The sequence below is a fragment of the Streptococcus suis genome (assembly GCF_016775005.1).
Classification (GTDB): Bacteria; Bacillota; Bacilli; order Lactobacillales; family Streptococcaceae; genus Streptococcus; species Streptococcus suivaginalis.
Genome location: NZ_JAEUXI010000002.1, coordinates 229,288 through 244,831 on the forward strand (window position 1 = coordinate 229,288; position 15,544 = coordinate 244,831).

At 46.8% G+C, this 15,544-nt stretch carries 10 protein-coding genes; 5 read left to right on the forward strand and 5 right to left on the reverse strand.

The window, feature by feature from the left end; all coding sequences use genetic code 11:
* Positions 1–117 precede the first annotated feature (117 nt).
* Positions 118–2,577 (reverse strand): YhgE/Pip domain-containing protein, encoded by a 2,460-nt coding sequence (locus JNG37_RS03240; protein WP_158455911.1) that lies wholly within the window; start codon positions 2,575–2,577, stop codon positions 118–120.
* Positions 2,578–2,709: 132 nt separating this feature from the next.
* Between JNG37_RS03240 and JNG37_RS03245 the strand changes: the two genes are divergently transcribed.
* The 4 genes from JNG37_RS03245 to JNG37_RS03260 all read left to right on the forward strand — a co-directional run bounded on the left by JNG37_RS03245 (position 2,710) and on the right by JNG37_RS03260 (position 5,865).
* Positions 2,710–3,237, forward strand: a complete 528-nt coding sequence (locus tag JNG37_RS03245; RefSeq protein ID WP_158455914.1) for a TetR/AcrR family transcriptional regulator — start codon at positions 2,710–2,712, stop codon at positions 3,235–3,237.
* Positions 3,238–3,325: 88 nt separating this feature from the next.
* Positions 3,326–4,309 (forward strand): ABC transporter ATP-binding protein, encoded by a 984-nt coding sequence (locus tag JNG37_RS03250; protein WP_158455917.1) that lies wholly within the window; start codon positions 3,326–3,328, stop codon positions 4,307–4,309.
* Positions 4,302–5,081, forward strand: a complete 780-nt coding sequence (locus tag JNG37_RS03255; protein WP_158455920.1) for an ABC transporter permease — start codon at positions 4,302–4,304, stop codon at positions 5,079–5,081. Before JNG37_RS03250 ends, JNG37_RS03255 begins: the two co-directional genes overlap by 8 nt.
* A 1-nt stretch (position 5,082) precedes the next feature.
* Positions 5,083–5,865 (forward strand): ABC transporter permease, encoded by a 783-nt coding sequence (locus JNG37_RS03260; RefSeq protein ID WP_158455923.1) that lies wholly within the window; start codon positions 5,083–5,085, stop codon positions 5,863–5,865.
* Positions 5,866–5,909: 44 nt separating this feature from the next.
* Here the strand turns inward: JNG37_RS03260 and JNG37_RS03265 are convergent, their stop codons facing one another.
* Positions 5,910–11,216: a discoidin domain-containing protein gene (locus JNG37_RS03265; protein ID WP_158455926.1), complete on the reverse strand. Its 5,307-nt coding sequence runs from the start codon at positions 11,214–11,216 to the stop codon at positions 5,910–5,912.
* Between the two features lie 15 nt (positions 11,217–11,231).
* Entirely contained in the window at positions 11,232–12,290 is a 1,059-nt protein-coding gene (locus JNG37_RS03270) for a peptidyl-prolyl cis-trans isomerase (RefSeq protein WP_158455929.1), read from the reverse strand.
* Positions 12,291–12,403: 113 nt separating this feature from the next.
* Between JNG37_RS03270 and JNG37_RS03275 the strand changes: the two genes are divergently transcribed.
* Positions 12,404–13,255, forward strand: coding sequence for an AraC family transcriptional regulator (locus JNG37_RS03275; protein WP_158455931.1), 852 nt, complete (start codon positions 12,404–12,406; stop codon positions 13,253–13,255).
* Between the two features lie 75 nt (positions 13,256–13,330).
* Here the strand turns inward: JNG37_RS03275 and JNG37_RS03280 are convergent, their stop codons facing one another.
* Together JNG37_RS03280 and JNG37_RS03285 are read right to left on the reverse strand one after the other, a co-directional pair.
* Positions 13,331–14,194, reverse strand: a complete 864-nt coding sequence (locus JNG37_RS03280) for a Cof-type HAD-IIB family hydrolase (protein ID WP_158456094.1) — start codon at positions 14,192–14,194, stop codon at positions 13,331–13,333.
* A 21-nt stretch (positions 14,195–14,215) separates the two neighbouring features.
* The gene (locus tag JNG37_RS03285) at positions 14,216–15,442 is read right to left on the reverse strand and encodes a CapA family protein (RefSeq protein WP_238336245.1); all 1,227 of its coding nucleotides are present in this window, start codon (positions 15,440–15,442) and stop codon (positions 14,216–14,218) included.
* Positions 15,443–15,544: the final 102 nt, after the last annotated feature.

Sequence of the window (15,544 nt, forward strand, 5' to 3'; positions counted from 1 at the left end):
TCCTTAGAATTGATTGCTTTTATTGTACACCTTTTTGTTGGCATTGTAAATGATGCACAGAAATAAAAGCAAAAAATAACAGAACAGGAAACCTGCTCTGCTATTGTCCAAAAGAAACTAGTCCTCTGTCGGTCGATACATCATGAGACCAAGTCCCATAAAGCCCAGTAAAAAGAGGCTGAGTAGAAGGGCTTGATGCCCGCTATCACCCACCATGGAAATGGTTTGGCGGAGACCTGAGACGGAATAGGTCATCGGGAGATAAGGTTGCACCACTTGGAAGAAGCGTGGGCTGAGCTCAATCGGGTAGGTTCCTGCACTAGACCCTAATTGCAAGAGGAGAAAAATCAGGCTGGCAAAGGAGCCAAAGCGACTGTTCCAACCGACTAAGGCAGTCACCAAGGCCATGAAGGTCCATGATGCTAGGAGAATCAAGCCTAAGGTCTCTACCCAATGATTTGGACTAATTCCGATGAGAAGAAGGACTCCATAAAGAATGATGGCTGCTAGACTGGCAATAGTTCCATTGAGCAAGAGTTTGCCCTTGGCCCAATCCCAACGGTTTTTGTAGGGACGGTTGTCCAAGTGTTTTGCAAAGATGACATTGGCAGATAGGGCAGCCACCATAAGCGCTACCGATACCATGTAAGGAGCCATGCCGACACCGTTGGTCGCAACGCTGTCTTGGTCTGTATGTTCTAGGGTGACTGGATTCGCCACTGCCTGTGCATTATCTTCATCGACAGCTACCACGGATAACTGCTGACTAGCCTGAGAGAGTGAGCTGGCTAGGGTTTCACTGCCTGTTCGAAGGCTGGTTAGGCCTGTTGCCAAGGTTTGTCCTCCTGTGGCGAGCTGATCGGCACCTGCTACCAGTTGTTGACTACCTGATGCTAACTGTTGCGTCCCACTGACCAGCTGTCCTGAGTTGGCGGCTAGAGTGGTCAAGCCACTGGATAAACTGTTGGTCCCAGTGACGAGGCTTGGGCTATTGGTTGCCAGCTGGTTGCTACCTGCAGCTAGTTGATCAACTGCGGTCGTATAAGCAACGACGCCTGCTTGTAGCTGACTTGCACCACTGCTCAATTGGGTTTGCAAGGTTGTCACACCGTTTGACAGGGCTTGACTGCCTGGTAAGATTTGTTGGTTAAGCGCTGTATTGACTTGGCTCATGCCACTTGTGAGGGTGGTCAAGGCACTTGTTGCTCCAGGTAGGGCTTGTTCTGCTGCTGCGTTAATCTGACTGACAGCTGTTTGGAGTTGACTCACTTGACTGCTGAGACCAGTTAGATTTTGTAGGCTAGTCAAGGATTGACTGAGCTGATTAATTTGACTGAGAATAGCCTGGGCATAGCTTGCAGTGGTCGAAGGGCTATTGGTCAAGGCCGCATCAATCTCTGTCTGTTGCGTGGCAGTCATTGATTGGTAGGCGGCAGTAGCTTGAACAGCTTGTAGGCTGGCTGTTTTGTCTGTCTGAGAGGCTGTTAGAAGAGCCTGGGCCTGACTGGCCATACTGGTCAGCAGATTGGTCAATTGACTGGTATCCACAGAAACCGTTCCTAAGCCTGTCAGACTAGCGTTTAGTTGTTGAATGGCCGCTTGTAACTGTGGTAGGCCTGTTATCAGGGACTGGATTTGGGCATTTTCTTGCTCAGACAGGCTGGTCGCAGTGGCGAGTTGGGAAAGGCCAGCTTCGAGTTGACTAGCTCCTGCTTGTAATTGGACAATTTGCTCTGTCCCAGACTGCAAACGCCCCACTCCTGCTAGCAAGACGGAAGATTGACCAGCCAACTGATTGGCTCCGCTAGATAGGGTCACAAGGCCATTTGTATAAGTGGTAATCCCCGTAAGCAAGGTTTGGCTGCCTGTGCTAGCCTGGCCAACCCCGTCTGTATAGCTTACGATTCCTGTCGCCACTTGCTCGGTACCAGATGCCAAGGCTTGACTAGATGTCGCCAAGGTATCCAGTCCTGTCGCCAGAGTTTGACTTCCTGTTTCGAGTTGGTTGGCACCACTAGATAGGACCTGACTGCCTTCTGCTGCTTGACCGAGGCCTGTTTGCAGCTGCCCCATGCTATCAAAAACAGCACTGGTATAGGTTTCTGTAATGGTTTCAGAGATGGATGATTCCAATTTTTCCATGGCTGAGTCACTCATTTTTGAGGCGACAAAACTATGGCCTTTGGAAGTTTGGTAGGAAATGGTGAGAGCCTGCGGTTGCTCGGTCAAGAGGCTGGCTGCTTTTTGAGAGAGGTCTTCCGGTAAGGTGATGACCATATAATAATCTCCGTCATTCAAGCCTTGATCTGCTTCTGTCTCCGATACAAAGTGAAAGTCTAAACTCTGACTCTCCTTCATCGAATCCACCATATCCTCACCAATCGTAAGGGTCTTATCCTGAAATTGTGCAGACTGGTCTTGATTGACAACTGCAACAGGCAATTGATCCAAACGACCGTAAGGGTCCCACATAGAAGTCAAAAAACTAATATTGTAGAGGGCTGGTACACAAGCTATCCCCAAAATCGTTAGCAAGGTCATTGGTTTTTTTAACATATTCTTTACTTTTTGCAACATATACAACTCCCTTTAGACATACTGTCCAAAAACTGATAAAATACATTATACGAGTCTGCTTTTTAAAAGCAAGCAAAAGAATCGTTTTTTAGACACAGTGTCTAAAAATGTACAAAAGGAGAAATCAATTTCATGGATACTCGCAGGGAGCGAACAAAGGATTCCATATTACGTGCGATGGTCACCTGCTTACAGGACCAAAATTTCAATGATATCACGACCAGTCACCTAGCAAAAACCGCTGGTGTCAGTCGGTCTAGCTTTTATACCCACTACAGGGATAAATTCGAGTTAATCGAATCCTACCAACAGACCCTTTTTTATCAGCTAGAGGTGATTTTTGACAATTATAAGGGAGACCCAGAAGCTTCGTTTTTGGAGATTTTCCAATTTCTAGATAGGGAAGAATTATTGGCTGCCCTGCTAAGCCCACATGGCACTCAAGAAATTCAACAGTTCTTGATCAATAAGGTCCGTCTCCTAGTCAGCAGGGACCTCTCCCTAAGCATGAATAAAGAAGAATGGGCAGCCAACGAAAAAGAATACCGTAGCATTTACTTTTCCCATGCCTTTTTCGGTTTGGTCCAATCTTGGATTGCCAAAGGAAAATCTGAAAGTCCTGAGGAGATGACCCAAATCCTACTCAAATTACTTCCTTGATGAGCTAGATTGTCAAGGATTGGGCTTGTCACTCACTTAACAGAGTGATATAATGATTTGTGCAAACGTTTTCTTAAAGGAGATAGATATGATAGAAGCGCAGCATTTATCCAAAACCTACTACGTCGTGGACAAGGAGGTTGGGCTCAAGGGCTCGATCAAGGCCTTCTTCAAGCCCAAGAAAAAGGCCATTCAGGCGGTCCAGGACATCTCGCTATCCATTCAACAGGGGGAGATTGTTGGCTACATCGGCTCCAACGGCTCTGGCAAATCGACGACCATTAAGATGCTGACAGGGGTGCTGCACGCTGACGAGGGGACGGTCACCATTAACGGTCTTGTTCCCAAGGACAATCGCAAAGCGGTCAACAAGCAAATCGGTGTTCTGTTTGGGCAGAAATCACATCTAGACTGGAACCTGCCTGTGCAGGAGTCCTTTATTCTCCATGCCAAGATTTATGATGTGCCTGAGGCGGTCTTCCAGGAACGCTTGGCCCGCTTGATTGACCTGCTGGATTTGGCAGATATTATGAAGCAATCCATTCGTAATCTATCTCTTGGGCAACGGGTCCGCTGTGAATTTGCGGCGATTTTCCTCCACCAGCCTTCCGTGGTCTTTCTGGATGAGCCAACAATTGGCCTGGATGCCAGTGTCAAGGAGACCATTCGGGCCTTTATCCGCTACATGAATGAAGAGCATGGTACGACCTTCTTGATTACCTCCCACGATATGAAAGACATCGAAACCCTCTGCGAACGGATTTTCATCATCGATAAGGGGAAAAAAGTCTATGACGGCTCACTCAGCCAGCTCAAAGAGCGGTTTTCTCAAATCAAAACCATTAGCTTTTCTACCGAACACCCGTTGACGACAGATATTGAGGCAGCCGGCTTGGAATTTGACCGCAAGGACGATTACCATTTCGATATTCACTATCAGGCTAGTCAATGGACCAGTGCCCAGGTCATTACTATGGTCTTCGAGCAGATTGAGGTTGATGATGTGACCATGAAAGAGCTGGAAATCGAGTCCATTGTCCGTCAGATTTACGAGGAGGGCATCCATGCGTAAGTACCTCTACATGACGCGGCTGACCATGATGACAGCCCTACAATACAAGGCCTTTTTTCTGGCTACCTTCGTGTCTGTTTTAGCACGGATTTTGGTGTCGCTCTTTGTCTGGAAGACCATTTTCTTCACACAGCCCGAGGTCAATGGTTACAACCTCCAGACCTTTACCACCTATATCATCTTCGCCAGCCTCTTGGCCAGTCTCAATACCTTTTCTATCGGAGAGGACCTGTCATACGCTATTTTGAAAGGGCAGATTGCGGGGGAATTTTTACGGCCCTACTCTTTTATCCTCTCCCTCTTCTTCAAGGACCTGGGGACGAAGTTGATTGAACTCTTCAAGTTTTTGGTGGTCTTCCTCATCATCCTCTTGGTGCAGAGTGACTTTTACCTTCCAGATGGAAAGACTATACTGGTCTTTCTCCTGTCTGCTGTCTTGGGCATGTTTATCGTGCAGCTCTTGGACTTGGCCTTTGGTTTTGCGACCTTCTTTACGGTCAATGCCTGGGGAGTCATGCTGCTACGAATGGGGCTCTTCAACCTGTCATCCGGAGCTCTCTTACCGCTCAGCTTTTACCCTGAAAAAGTTGAAAAGGTCCTGAGCTTCATGCCCTATAACTATGCGATCAATGTGCCTATTTCCATTCTCTTGGGTAGGGAAACAGACCTGTCCTTGCTAGGCTTGCAGTTGCTCTGGTTGCCTGTACTTGCTGGCTTTATCGCGGCTCTATGGTCCCAAGCCAAACGAAAAATTGTCATTTTTGGAGGCTAGGATGAAAAAGTATATCGGTTTGTATTTGTACAATGTCAAGGTCTTCATGATGGCCCAAATGTCCTTTCGGGTGGACTTTTTCATCGGTTTGGTATCTTCTTTGGTAGAACAGGTGGTCTATCTGATTTTCCTCAATGTCCTCTTTAGCAATATCAAAGAGATTGCCGGCTTTAGCTACGGGCAGATGCTCTTTATCTATGGCATGGCAACGGTGGGGCGATCGGTGCACTTGATTTTCTTTGATAATCTGTGGATGTTTGGTAGCCGCTACATTCGGCAGGGAGAGTTTGAACGTCTGCTTCTGCTGCCGGTCAATCCGCTCTTTCAGCTGGTTTGCGAGCGAATCCAGCCTCAAGGCATCGGCACAACGGTGATTGGCGGCGTGGCTCTGTGGCAATCTTCGCAGATTTTGGGCTTGGAATGGTCTGTCTGGAAACTTCTCCTGCTGATTTTTATCGCTATTTGTATCGGCCTGCTCTATGCGGCGATTCAGCTAGGACCGACGGCTCTGGCCTTTTGGATTGTAGAGTCTTTTCCGCTCACCATGGGGATTTTTGCCCTCAACCAAATGGCTCAATATCCTCTCAATATCTATCCAAAAGTCATTCAATTCCTGCTGATTTTTGTCTTTCCCTACGCCTTTACCGCCTACTTCCCAGCCCTCTACTTCCTGGACCTCTCCATGTGGGGCCTAGCTCTTCCGCTCGTTGTTGCCATCATCTTTACGATTAACTACAAGCTCTTCCGCTATGGTATGACCAAGTTTACGAGTGTTGGAAATTAAAAAAAGAAAGTCCTAGGACTTTCTTTTTTTAATAGGGTATAAACCTAATCTCTCTTCTTATTCAGAAGGGTGCCGGCGAGGATACCTAGTCCTGCCAGAGGTAAAGTGATTCCAATAATTGCGCCTGTAGCTGGAAGGATTTTTGCCTTTAATCCTGATTTGCCACTGGCAGTGTTTGCGATCTCTTCTGGGTAAACTAAGACAAAGTCTGATAGATGGTCTGTTTCAAAGGTCAAGCTTTCCTTATCCTTCTTGACAATCTTCATCTCAGTCAGTTTACCATCTGGTGATAGATAATAAACCTTCTCAACGCTATCTGCCTTGGCAGCGGGTACTTGCACCTGCAAGAGTCCCTTATATGCCACTGCTTGACCTGCTGCATCTAGAAGTTGAATGTCGAGTACAATCAGCTGACGACCCTCCAAGTCTGCAATCTTTTTCTCTACTTGTTTGACTACCAGTTTGTAGTTGCCCAAGTCCTGATCTGCTGTAATGATGACACCACTATCTGGGTCCTTGAGCTCATAGATTGGAGTTGGAAGAGTTGGAGTCAAGCTTCCTGAACTGCCTCCAGATGGATGACCAGTATCTGTTCCAGAAGAGTTTCCAGTTGATGTTCCTGGTTTTGTCTCTGTTGGTGGAGTGACTGAGCCAGTTTCTTTTCCATCAAGGGCTTTCCTGGACTTGGTCACTGCTGCTTCTAGACTAGCAAGGGTCTCCTTGCTATAATCCGCTTGCGCCAAGCCTTCTTTTGCTGCTTGCAGTGCCTTGTCATAGGCAGCGCGTTTGTCTGCCTGACTAGCTGTGTAGCGCAGGCTTGCCTTGACGGCTTCCTCTTCATCTAGCTCCAATTTGAGAGCAAGAAGATGGTCTTTCAGGTCCAAACCATTTAATTGAGTTTGGTAGGTCGTCAAGGTTTCAAGCAATTGATCTACTTCGGTCTGACTGCCTGCCCCCGTTTCCAAAAGGGTTTGAGCTGCTAGAATAATCTGGTTGTATTGGTCCTTGCGAACTGGTCCAGCAAAGAGATAGGCATCGCTTTTTTGAACATCTGGTGCAAGGCTGAGTGCCTGTCTCAAGGCTTCTGTTTGCAGCTCTGCTTGTTCCGGAGTCGTATCTTCTGTCGACTCTGTCTCTTTGCCATCAAGGGCAGCTTGACTATTCAATAGGTTGGTGAAGGCCGCTTCTAAGTCTGCTTGAAGACCTGGTTGACTGAGTTTGGCTTGTGCTTGAGCTAGAGCTTGGTCATAAGCAGCTTGTTTTCCACTATCAGCTGCTAGGTAGAGCGGACTTGCCTTGACTGTCTGGCTGGCAGTCACTTTTTCTTGCAAGCGACTCAAGAGGTCCAAGATTGCCTGACCATTTAAGGCTTGAGCTGCCAATTCAAGGTCTCGGCTTGCCTGATCGATAGCTTCTTGACCGACTTGTCCGGTCAGGAGTTGGCGACCCGCTTGGAGCGCCTGATCATAGGCTGTCCGTTTTTCTTGGTCTGCAGCTTGATAGGCTGGACTTGCCTTGGTGGACTCTTCTTTAGCCAATTGGGTTTCCAAAGCGGTGCGATCGACTGTGTTTGTAGTAGGCTCTGCTTGCTCGTTTGCTCCATTTGAATCATCTGGACTACTTGGTTCTTCTGGTACAGCTGAGCTATTTGGTTCCTCTGAACTGCCCGGCTCTTCTGATTCAGAAGGATGATCTGCTGCAACTAAACCTGTCTTGGCTGTTTCTAATGCTGTTTTCAAGGCTTCTAGACTGGCAACTGTTCGCTCTTCTGCTTCCAGGCCAGTTTGGGCTGCCAAGATAGCCTGATCATAGGCTGTTTTGGTTTCTACTGTTGCTCCCTGATAAGTTGGAGAAGCCTTGACTTGCTCCTCTTCTTCTAGGAGAGATAGGAGAGCTGCGGCAGCTGCCTCAATCGCCTGACCATCCAGTTTTTCTCTTGCATCTTGCAAGTCTGCTACTGCCTGGTTAATCGCCTCTTGCTGGACTGCAGTATCCGTTGCTACCGTTTTACCAGCTTCCAGCGCTTGGTCATAGGCTGCTTTCTTCTCTTGAGAAGCCAATTGGTAGGCGACTGACTCTTTGACACTTGTTTCTCGGTCCAATTCTTCCTGCAAACCAGCACGATCGACACTTGTTACCGCAACAGTAGGTGCTTGATCGGTATAGGTCAAAATCGGTGTTACATGGATAGAGAACTTGCTTGGACGTTCGATATTCAATGCTTCAAATCGGACAAAATCCCCTTTTTGCACCGCAATAACACGACTGGCAATTGGTTGGGCTTCCAGGCTGGTTGTCAAGGTAACGCTGTCTAAACTTGTTCCATTATGGGTTAGAGACAATTTGACAGAGCCATTTTGGTTGCCTGCTTGACGGAGATAAGGCTCTCCATCCTTCAGGCTAATCTGAAGGTAACCATCTTTCGGAGCGCGATAGGTCATGGCATAACCTTGGCTTGAACCACCTGGTTCTAGAGAATCTGCTAGGAGACCATGCGTCGCATCGGTAATGGCTGCCGAATGACCTGAACCATCAATTCCGACCGTGCCATAATTGCCACCCTTCCAGTTCGGCCAAGTTGCATCATAGTCTGTCAAATTGTGGTAGGCGTCGCCTTCTTTTCGTTGGGCAAACCAAACATTTCCTTGCTTATTGTGCACATAGTCTAGTGCCCAATTGTAGGTGTTTTTCACTTCAATCTGGTAGTCTTTGACCTGGCCATTTTCTGCTGTGATTCGTAGTTTGTGACCTGTTTCAAGGGCGCTTGTAACAGGATTTCCTTCGGCATCAACCACCTTGGCAGTTGCTTTTTCAGGAAGCCCTAAACCTGCTAATAATTGGGCCTCATCGGTCGGATGAGTAGCTGTACTTGGAACATACAGGGTGCCTCCATCCATCTGATAGATGCTGGAAAGAATAGTATTTTGACCATCGAGATGCACTTCGCCCTCATCCAAAATTTCATAGCCAACTCGCACTTCTGCTGCAGCTGCAAAATTCTTACCAGCTTCACGGCTGATGCTACTGATAGCCTTCAGTTTGACATAGCGGGCTTTTACTGGTGCAAATTCAACAATCTTAGTAGCTGTAGTTGGTTCCCAATCGCCACTTGCGACAGTCAGCCATTCCTGCTTGTCTTGGCTGACCGAAATTTCGTATGCTGTGATGACCCCATTGCCGACCTGTGGACGTGGTACATACTTGAACATGGAAACATCTTTAACTTGACTCAGATCTAGACTGATCCAAAGGTTATCTCGGCTGTCTCCTGCCCATTTACTGTGCCAAATGGTGGACAGCTGATTGTCCAAGGCTAGGGAACCATCACCTTCGCGCTGGTTATTGGGTTGGAAACTGCCGACTTCTGCTGACATACTAGATGGATCGTATTCTTCAAAGGTCTTGCCAAATTCAATCTGGTATTCTTTTTCCAGGGCACCTCTTGTCAGTTTCACCCGGTCACCAGCTTGTAGGCTGTCCCCATCCGCCTTAACCTTACCATCTCTACCCAGGACTTCTAGGCTGGCACCTCGGCTAGCACGCAGATTTGCCTTAAAGTCCGAAACTTTTGTCCGTTTTGGTACTTCTGAGATACTGGTTTCTGTGACGGTATAGACAGCTGAAGCGACTGAAAGCTCTTCGGCTGTATATGGACTTTCTGCTGCACCAAGGTCTGGTTTTGAGTCAACTACTTCGCCAAAGAAATCTTGGTTTGGATGGCCTCCTTGTAAGACTCCTGCATCGATAGCTGGTGAGTCCTCAGCCAGTTTAAACATGGCAAAGGCAGAGCGGTCATGGATGCTGGTTCCTGTCGTAGCACTGATCGGTGCGCTGGAAATGTCTCCTGCAAATTTTGGATCTGCCTGGATGGCATTAGCGTCATCGGTTGGAACATTGGCATAGTTATAATAAAGGTTATTGTTGTAGGTCGCACGCGCATTGCCCTTGGTCCAGTTTTCATTTTTTGGACTGGTCCCAGTATAGTAGAAAATGTTGTTTTCCACATTCATCGTGCCGCCTGTATGAGGTGCCCCACGAAGAACATCCACGTTTTCAGCAACAATAAAGGTATTGTTGTAAACCTCGGCATCTGGGTTATGAGCAGCACTAATCACTCCTGCCAAATCTTTGTTGGAGATGTTATAGCGGAAGGTATTGCGGTAAGCCTGCGTATAGCAGAACATGATGGCACCACCTTCGTTATTATGGCTGTAATTGTACTGATAAACGGTGCCGTCGCCATAGTCTGCATCCCAGGCTTGAGCATCCTGGCTGTAATTGGTGTCATAGACTTCGTTGTATTGGAAGATGGCATCCTTACACTTCCAAGGCCAGATGGCAGCCGCTACCCTCCCAAAATCTGTCGCTGAATAATCCGAAGGGTTAATCTGATTAGCTGTTTCAATGGCTACGTTATTTTGTACTAGAGGACGGTGGGCATACATGGTCGTAATCGCATCTCCACCAATGTCACGGAGGTAGTTATTTTCAATGACCACATTGGTTGCCCCGTAGCGTTCCATCACACTATCTGGTAAGGCTGTTGTGGTGAATTGGTCCCAGTAGGCAGTATAGGCTAGTGCAATCCCCCAACGGTTGACATCTGTCACATGGTTATTAGCCACGCGCACATCATTGTAGCGAGAAATTCCTGTTTCTGCCTCATTGGTCGGTTTAAAGGTGGTGAAATAGATACCTCCGTTGTTCATGTGCTTGTCATAGACATTTCCTTTGACATTGGAAATGCGCAAGCCTTCTAGATAGATATGGTCCAAGGTCCCCTTGTTCTGGGAAACTACTGCCACACCTGTTCGGTTCATGGCATCGATGGCATTGTAGGCCTTGCCTTCTTCTGCCGCAGCATTGGTAATGGCAAGGTTGCTGACTTCAATGTACTCCACATCTTTCAAAAGAATGGCTGAGGAGACTGTTCCTTGGTATTTGTGACGAGCATTGTCCAACTGTTTACCGTAGTCTTGATACCATTGACCATGACCGTTGGTATTGATAGTCGGAAGGTTGGCACTGCCATCACCATAGTTGGTAATGATAATCGGTGCACCCTCACTTCCTGATCCATTCAGATGCAGGTACTGGTTATTAAAAACGGAGCCATTTTCTAGCTTGACTACATCTCCTGGTCCAAGGGTTAATTGGTTAATCTTGTCTAGGGTCTGAAAGGGGCTAGACTCGCTTAAGCCATTGTTTGCATCATTTCCCCGTAGGCTGCTGACATAGTAGGTTCGACCCGTAGAGCTTGTAGCTGGACTGTCGGTGGTGTTGGCTTGAACCAGACTAGCCAGGGTCAAACAGGACACCGTGGCTAAGCTGATAAGTGCTTTTTTCTTCATCCATTTCCTCCTTTATTAGTTGATGATAGAATCGAGATAGGCAAGTAATTGGTCTTCCTCATAGTCCAATTCCATGCTGTCACTTTTTTGATTGACGAGTTGTTGATAAGCCTCTTCTTGGAGGCGTTTTTTGATAACTTCTTTTACTTCTTCAAATGGAACAGGACCATTATCTGTTCGGTTGATTAGGCGAATCAGGTAAAGGCAGCCATTTTCATCGATGACTGGACTGGTTTGACCAGCTTCCAACTGGTCTGCATAATAGAGAACATCACCGATAAATTTTGCTAGGGTTGAAACCTGGTCAGAAGCAATCTCTTCATAGCCATAATAGGCTACTAGGCTTGGAAATCCTGCCATGTCAAAGCGAGAATGAGCTGACTGCCTGGCTAGACTATCTAGATCAGCCCGCAGTTGTGCCAAGACCTGGTCATTCAAATCTTCCATCGCATAATAAATCCGGATATACTCTACCTCATAGTCATCATAGCGGGCAAAGATGCCTTCTGCCTGACTTTGGTAATAGGTTAACTGCTCAGCATCACTCACTGCCAGACTGCTTGTGCCAAACTGGTCCAAATAGGCCTGCTCGAAACTGTCTAATTCATATTCCAAAAAAGCTTCTTGCGAAAAGGTTGCAAGACCATAAACGGCTTCACCATTTGAACTCGCTTTTTGGCGATTTTGATTCGAGGCTTGAAACCTATTTATAAATGCGCTATAATCGATACTAGATATCATCCCTGTTTCCAGAGCTAGACTTCTGGCTGCGTAAATCCGCCTTAGCTGGTCCAGGACTTCCTGTAATAAGCGGACCTTTGGATTTTCTCCTTGAAAATCCCTGTCCCAAAAACCGTGATCAACCTCAGCTTGGTACTGATCAAAAAAATACTTGGTGACCTGATACTGGGCCTTGGTTACCTCCGTTTGAAACTCTTCTTCAGCTACTGCAACCCCATCGATTTTCAGGGAGTAGCTAGCTGGTCGAAAAACCATCATCCCAGTACAAATGACCAAGACCAGACCCGCCATAAGGGTTAGAATTTGCCATTTTTTTACCTGTTTTAGGGGCATAATCAGCTCCTCCCTTTAAATCCTTGTTCAGTTCTATTTTATATTAACTAGTAGTCAAAAATATAGTAAGAAAACGCTATCTTATTGCTTAAACTTGTCAAAAAGAGGTATTTATGGTCGAAAACTCTATTCATCTTTCCCAACAGATTCTCTACAAGCGGTCCCACAAAACCTTTGCAAAAGGCTACCATTTTCCCATCCATGCCCATCGGCTCTCTGAACTCTATTTGATCTTAGAAGGTTCTTGCCAGATGGACCTTGCCAACAAGACCTATCAATTTCAGGCGGGTGACTGTGTCATCCTTGCCCCTTTTGTCATTCACTCGCTGACCATTCCCAAAGAGGACACCTGTACCGTTATCCAGTTGCACTTTGACCTCTATCATTTTCCCCACTTTTTAGTGGGGCAAGACCGTCAAAATCCCTTTGAAATGATTGATCTTTTCAAGGACACCAATAGCCACTTGCTCTTTCAACCTACGGAGGAAGAAGCTGCTTACTTACTCCAGTCCAGCCGTCTTCCGCTTCCTCCAGACCTCTACGAATCAAGCCTACAGCAATTGGAATTCACTGTCTTTTTAACCAAGATTTTGTACAGGATCAAGCGCGAACCTGAAGGTCGCCCTGAACTGGGATCTCGCTATGTCCAAAATACCTTGGAGTACATCCACCACCACTTTTCAAACCCGCTCTTACTGGCTACAATCGCCAAGGAACTCAATATTACTCCCCACTACCTCAACAAGCTCTTCAAGGCAGAAACCGGGACCACCATTAAACATTACCTGACCCTCTATAGGCTCAATCGGTCAGTTGAGCTTATGAGCAGGACAAAAAAGAGTTTGACCTTTATTGCTCAAGAGGTTGGGTTCAACGATGTGCAGCATTATTCCAAGACCTTCCGCAAGTATTTCAACACTTCTCCGCGGCAATTCCGGCAATTGATGACCCCTGACAGCCACTAAGCCATCAAAAAAAGACCTAGTAAGCTAGAGATAGTCTCTTTACTAGGTCTTTTGATATTTTATATAAGATTCTTTCTAGTCTTGTCCTTCCTCACTGGACTTGTTAGACGGAGCTAAAAAGAAGGATTCAAGAACGGTCAAAACTCCCTGGTCCTTGTTGGAGGGTGCCAGGTAACGGGCACTTGCTTTTACCTTGTCCGTTCCATTCTCCATAGCATAGGAATAGGTCACCAGCTGCAACATCTCGATGTCATTGTCCGAGTCTCCAAAAGCCATCACCTGATCTGGGGCCAGGCCTTTTTCCTCCATGACTTGGGACAAGCCCCAGGCCTTGTGGATCCCAAAAGGAAGGATATCAATCGAACCATAGCCGCTGGTCACCGCCACTAAATTCCCCGCAAAGGCCTGGTTAAAAGCTGACACAACTTGCTCGACCTGACTCGGCTCGATCCACAATCCCATCTTGTAAATGACCTCCTCTTTGGGATAGGCCGCAAGAGAATCCAAAAAACGGATACGTGATAAAAACTGCTGCATTTCTTCCTCTTTTATCGGAATTCCCGATTGGTGAAATGGCAGAGCTCCACCAGCCTGCATATAGATGGTTTGGTCATTTGCCAACATGAGACAGACCTGGTGCCATCGGCCTGAAAAATACTCCAATACCTGGCTCACCTGCTCCGAACGAACCTGATGGCGGAAATAGGTCTTGCCCTTTCGCACCAGCCTCGCTCCATTGTCTGACAGAAAGAGAAGCCGGTCCTCAAATCCCTGACAGAGACTGAGCAGACGGTCCATGCCATTTCCAGAAGCAATCACAAAGCCGATACCTCTGCTTTCCAAAACCGTCAGCAAGCGTTCAAATCGATCCCTGTCAAAGCCACCTTCCTGGTCTAAAAAAGTACCATCCATATCTGTTGCAATCAAACGAATATCCATCATTCTTCCCCCCACTTCTTTTTACCAATTCAAACCAACGTGGTCTAAGGTTTCTTGATAGGCTTGGTCTATCCGTGCTTGATCTTCTGGCGAGAGTTGGTCTCGGTAGGTGCCCCCAGCGATAAAATCTTCCAGAATCAAGGTTTGATAAAGATAATATGGAGTCCCTTCACGCGGCACCCTCTTCACCCAAGACGGTCGCGCCTGTGCTGTCTTGATTCGCGTTCCGGAATGATCTTTTTCAATCTCTAAATCCATGAGGACACCTCTCTCTGTCCACTGGTAGTTGAGAACGCCTTCCATGGTTTCCATCCGTTGGTTGGACAAAAAATTCCCCATAGAATAGATAATGAGTTTCTTCTCCCCATCTTTTTCAAGGGTTTCAGAAGGCTGTATTACATGCGGATGACCACCCAAGACAAGATCTGCTCCCCATTCTACCATTTGGTGGTAGAGATCAATTTGTTCCTGACTTGGTTCGATCTGGTATTCCACACCCATCTGAGGCATGACAATGGTAAAATCAGCTTCCTGTTCTGCCTTTGCCAATTCCGCCTGCATTTTTTCTTGGTTGAGGTCCGAGAGATAGGCATCATACTCTTCCTGAGTTAGTCCAGCTTCCATCCCATTAAAACCATAGGCATAAGCCAAAATGGCGATTTTTATCCCATTAACCTCCCGAATATAAATCGGCATCTCTGCCCGGTTCCCATCTGGATAAACTCCCACCGAATCAATTCCCGCAGCTGCCAAATAGTTGACAGTTGACTGCAAACCAGACAAGTGAGAATCCAAAATATGGTTATGGGCCAAGTCCATGACATCATAACCAGCCTGCCCCATGGCCGTCGCAACAGAAGACGGCGCGTTGAAAAGAGGATAGCCAGCTAGAGGAAAATCATCTGAGATGGTCCCTTCAAAGTCCCCAATGGCTAAATCAGCCTGTTCCAACCAAGGTTGAACATAGGTAAAATTTTCCGAAAAATCATAGCTACCATCAGCCTGCAAGGCACTAGCATAAATAATATCATGGTAAAGCAAGTCCCCATGTGCCATGATACGGGCAGTCTTGACCGTTTCAACGGACTGATTAGCCTCTGCTTCTGTCGACTGTCTGGTTGCCTGACTTTCTTGAATTTGTTGGTTTTTTTGCCAAGGAAGGTGATCTTTGAGCAAGAAAACTCCAAGCGCTAGCCCCGCCACCAAAATGATTGGACCTGCAATCCCTATTTTCTTCTGCTTGCGCATATGCTTGCCTCTGCGGCTCCGACGTCTATCCATGTTCCACCTCTTCATTTCTTATTCACATATTAGTATAATGCATTTTTCCTCAAAAATCTAGAGCAAAAA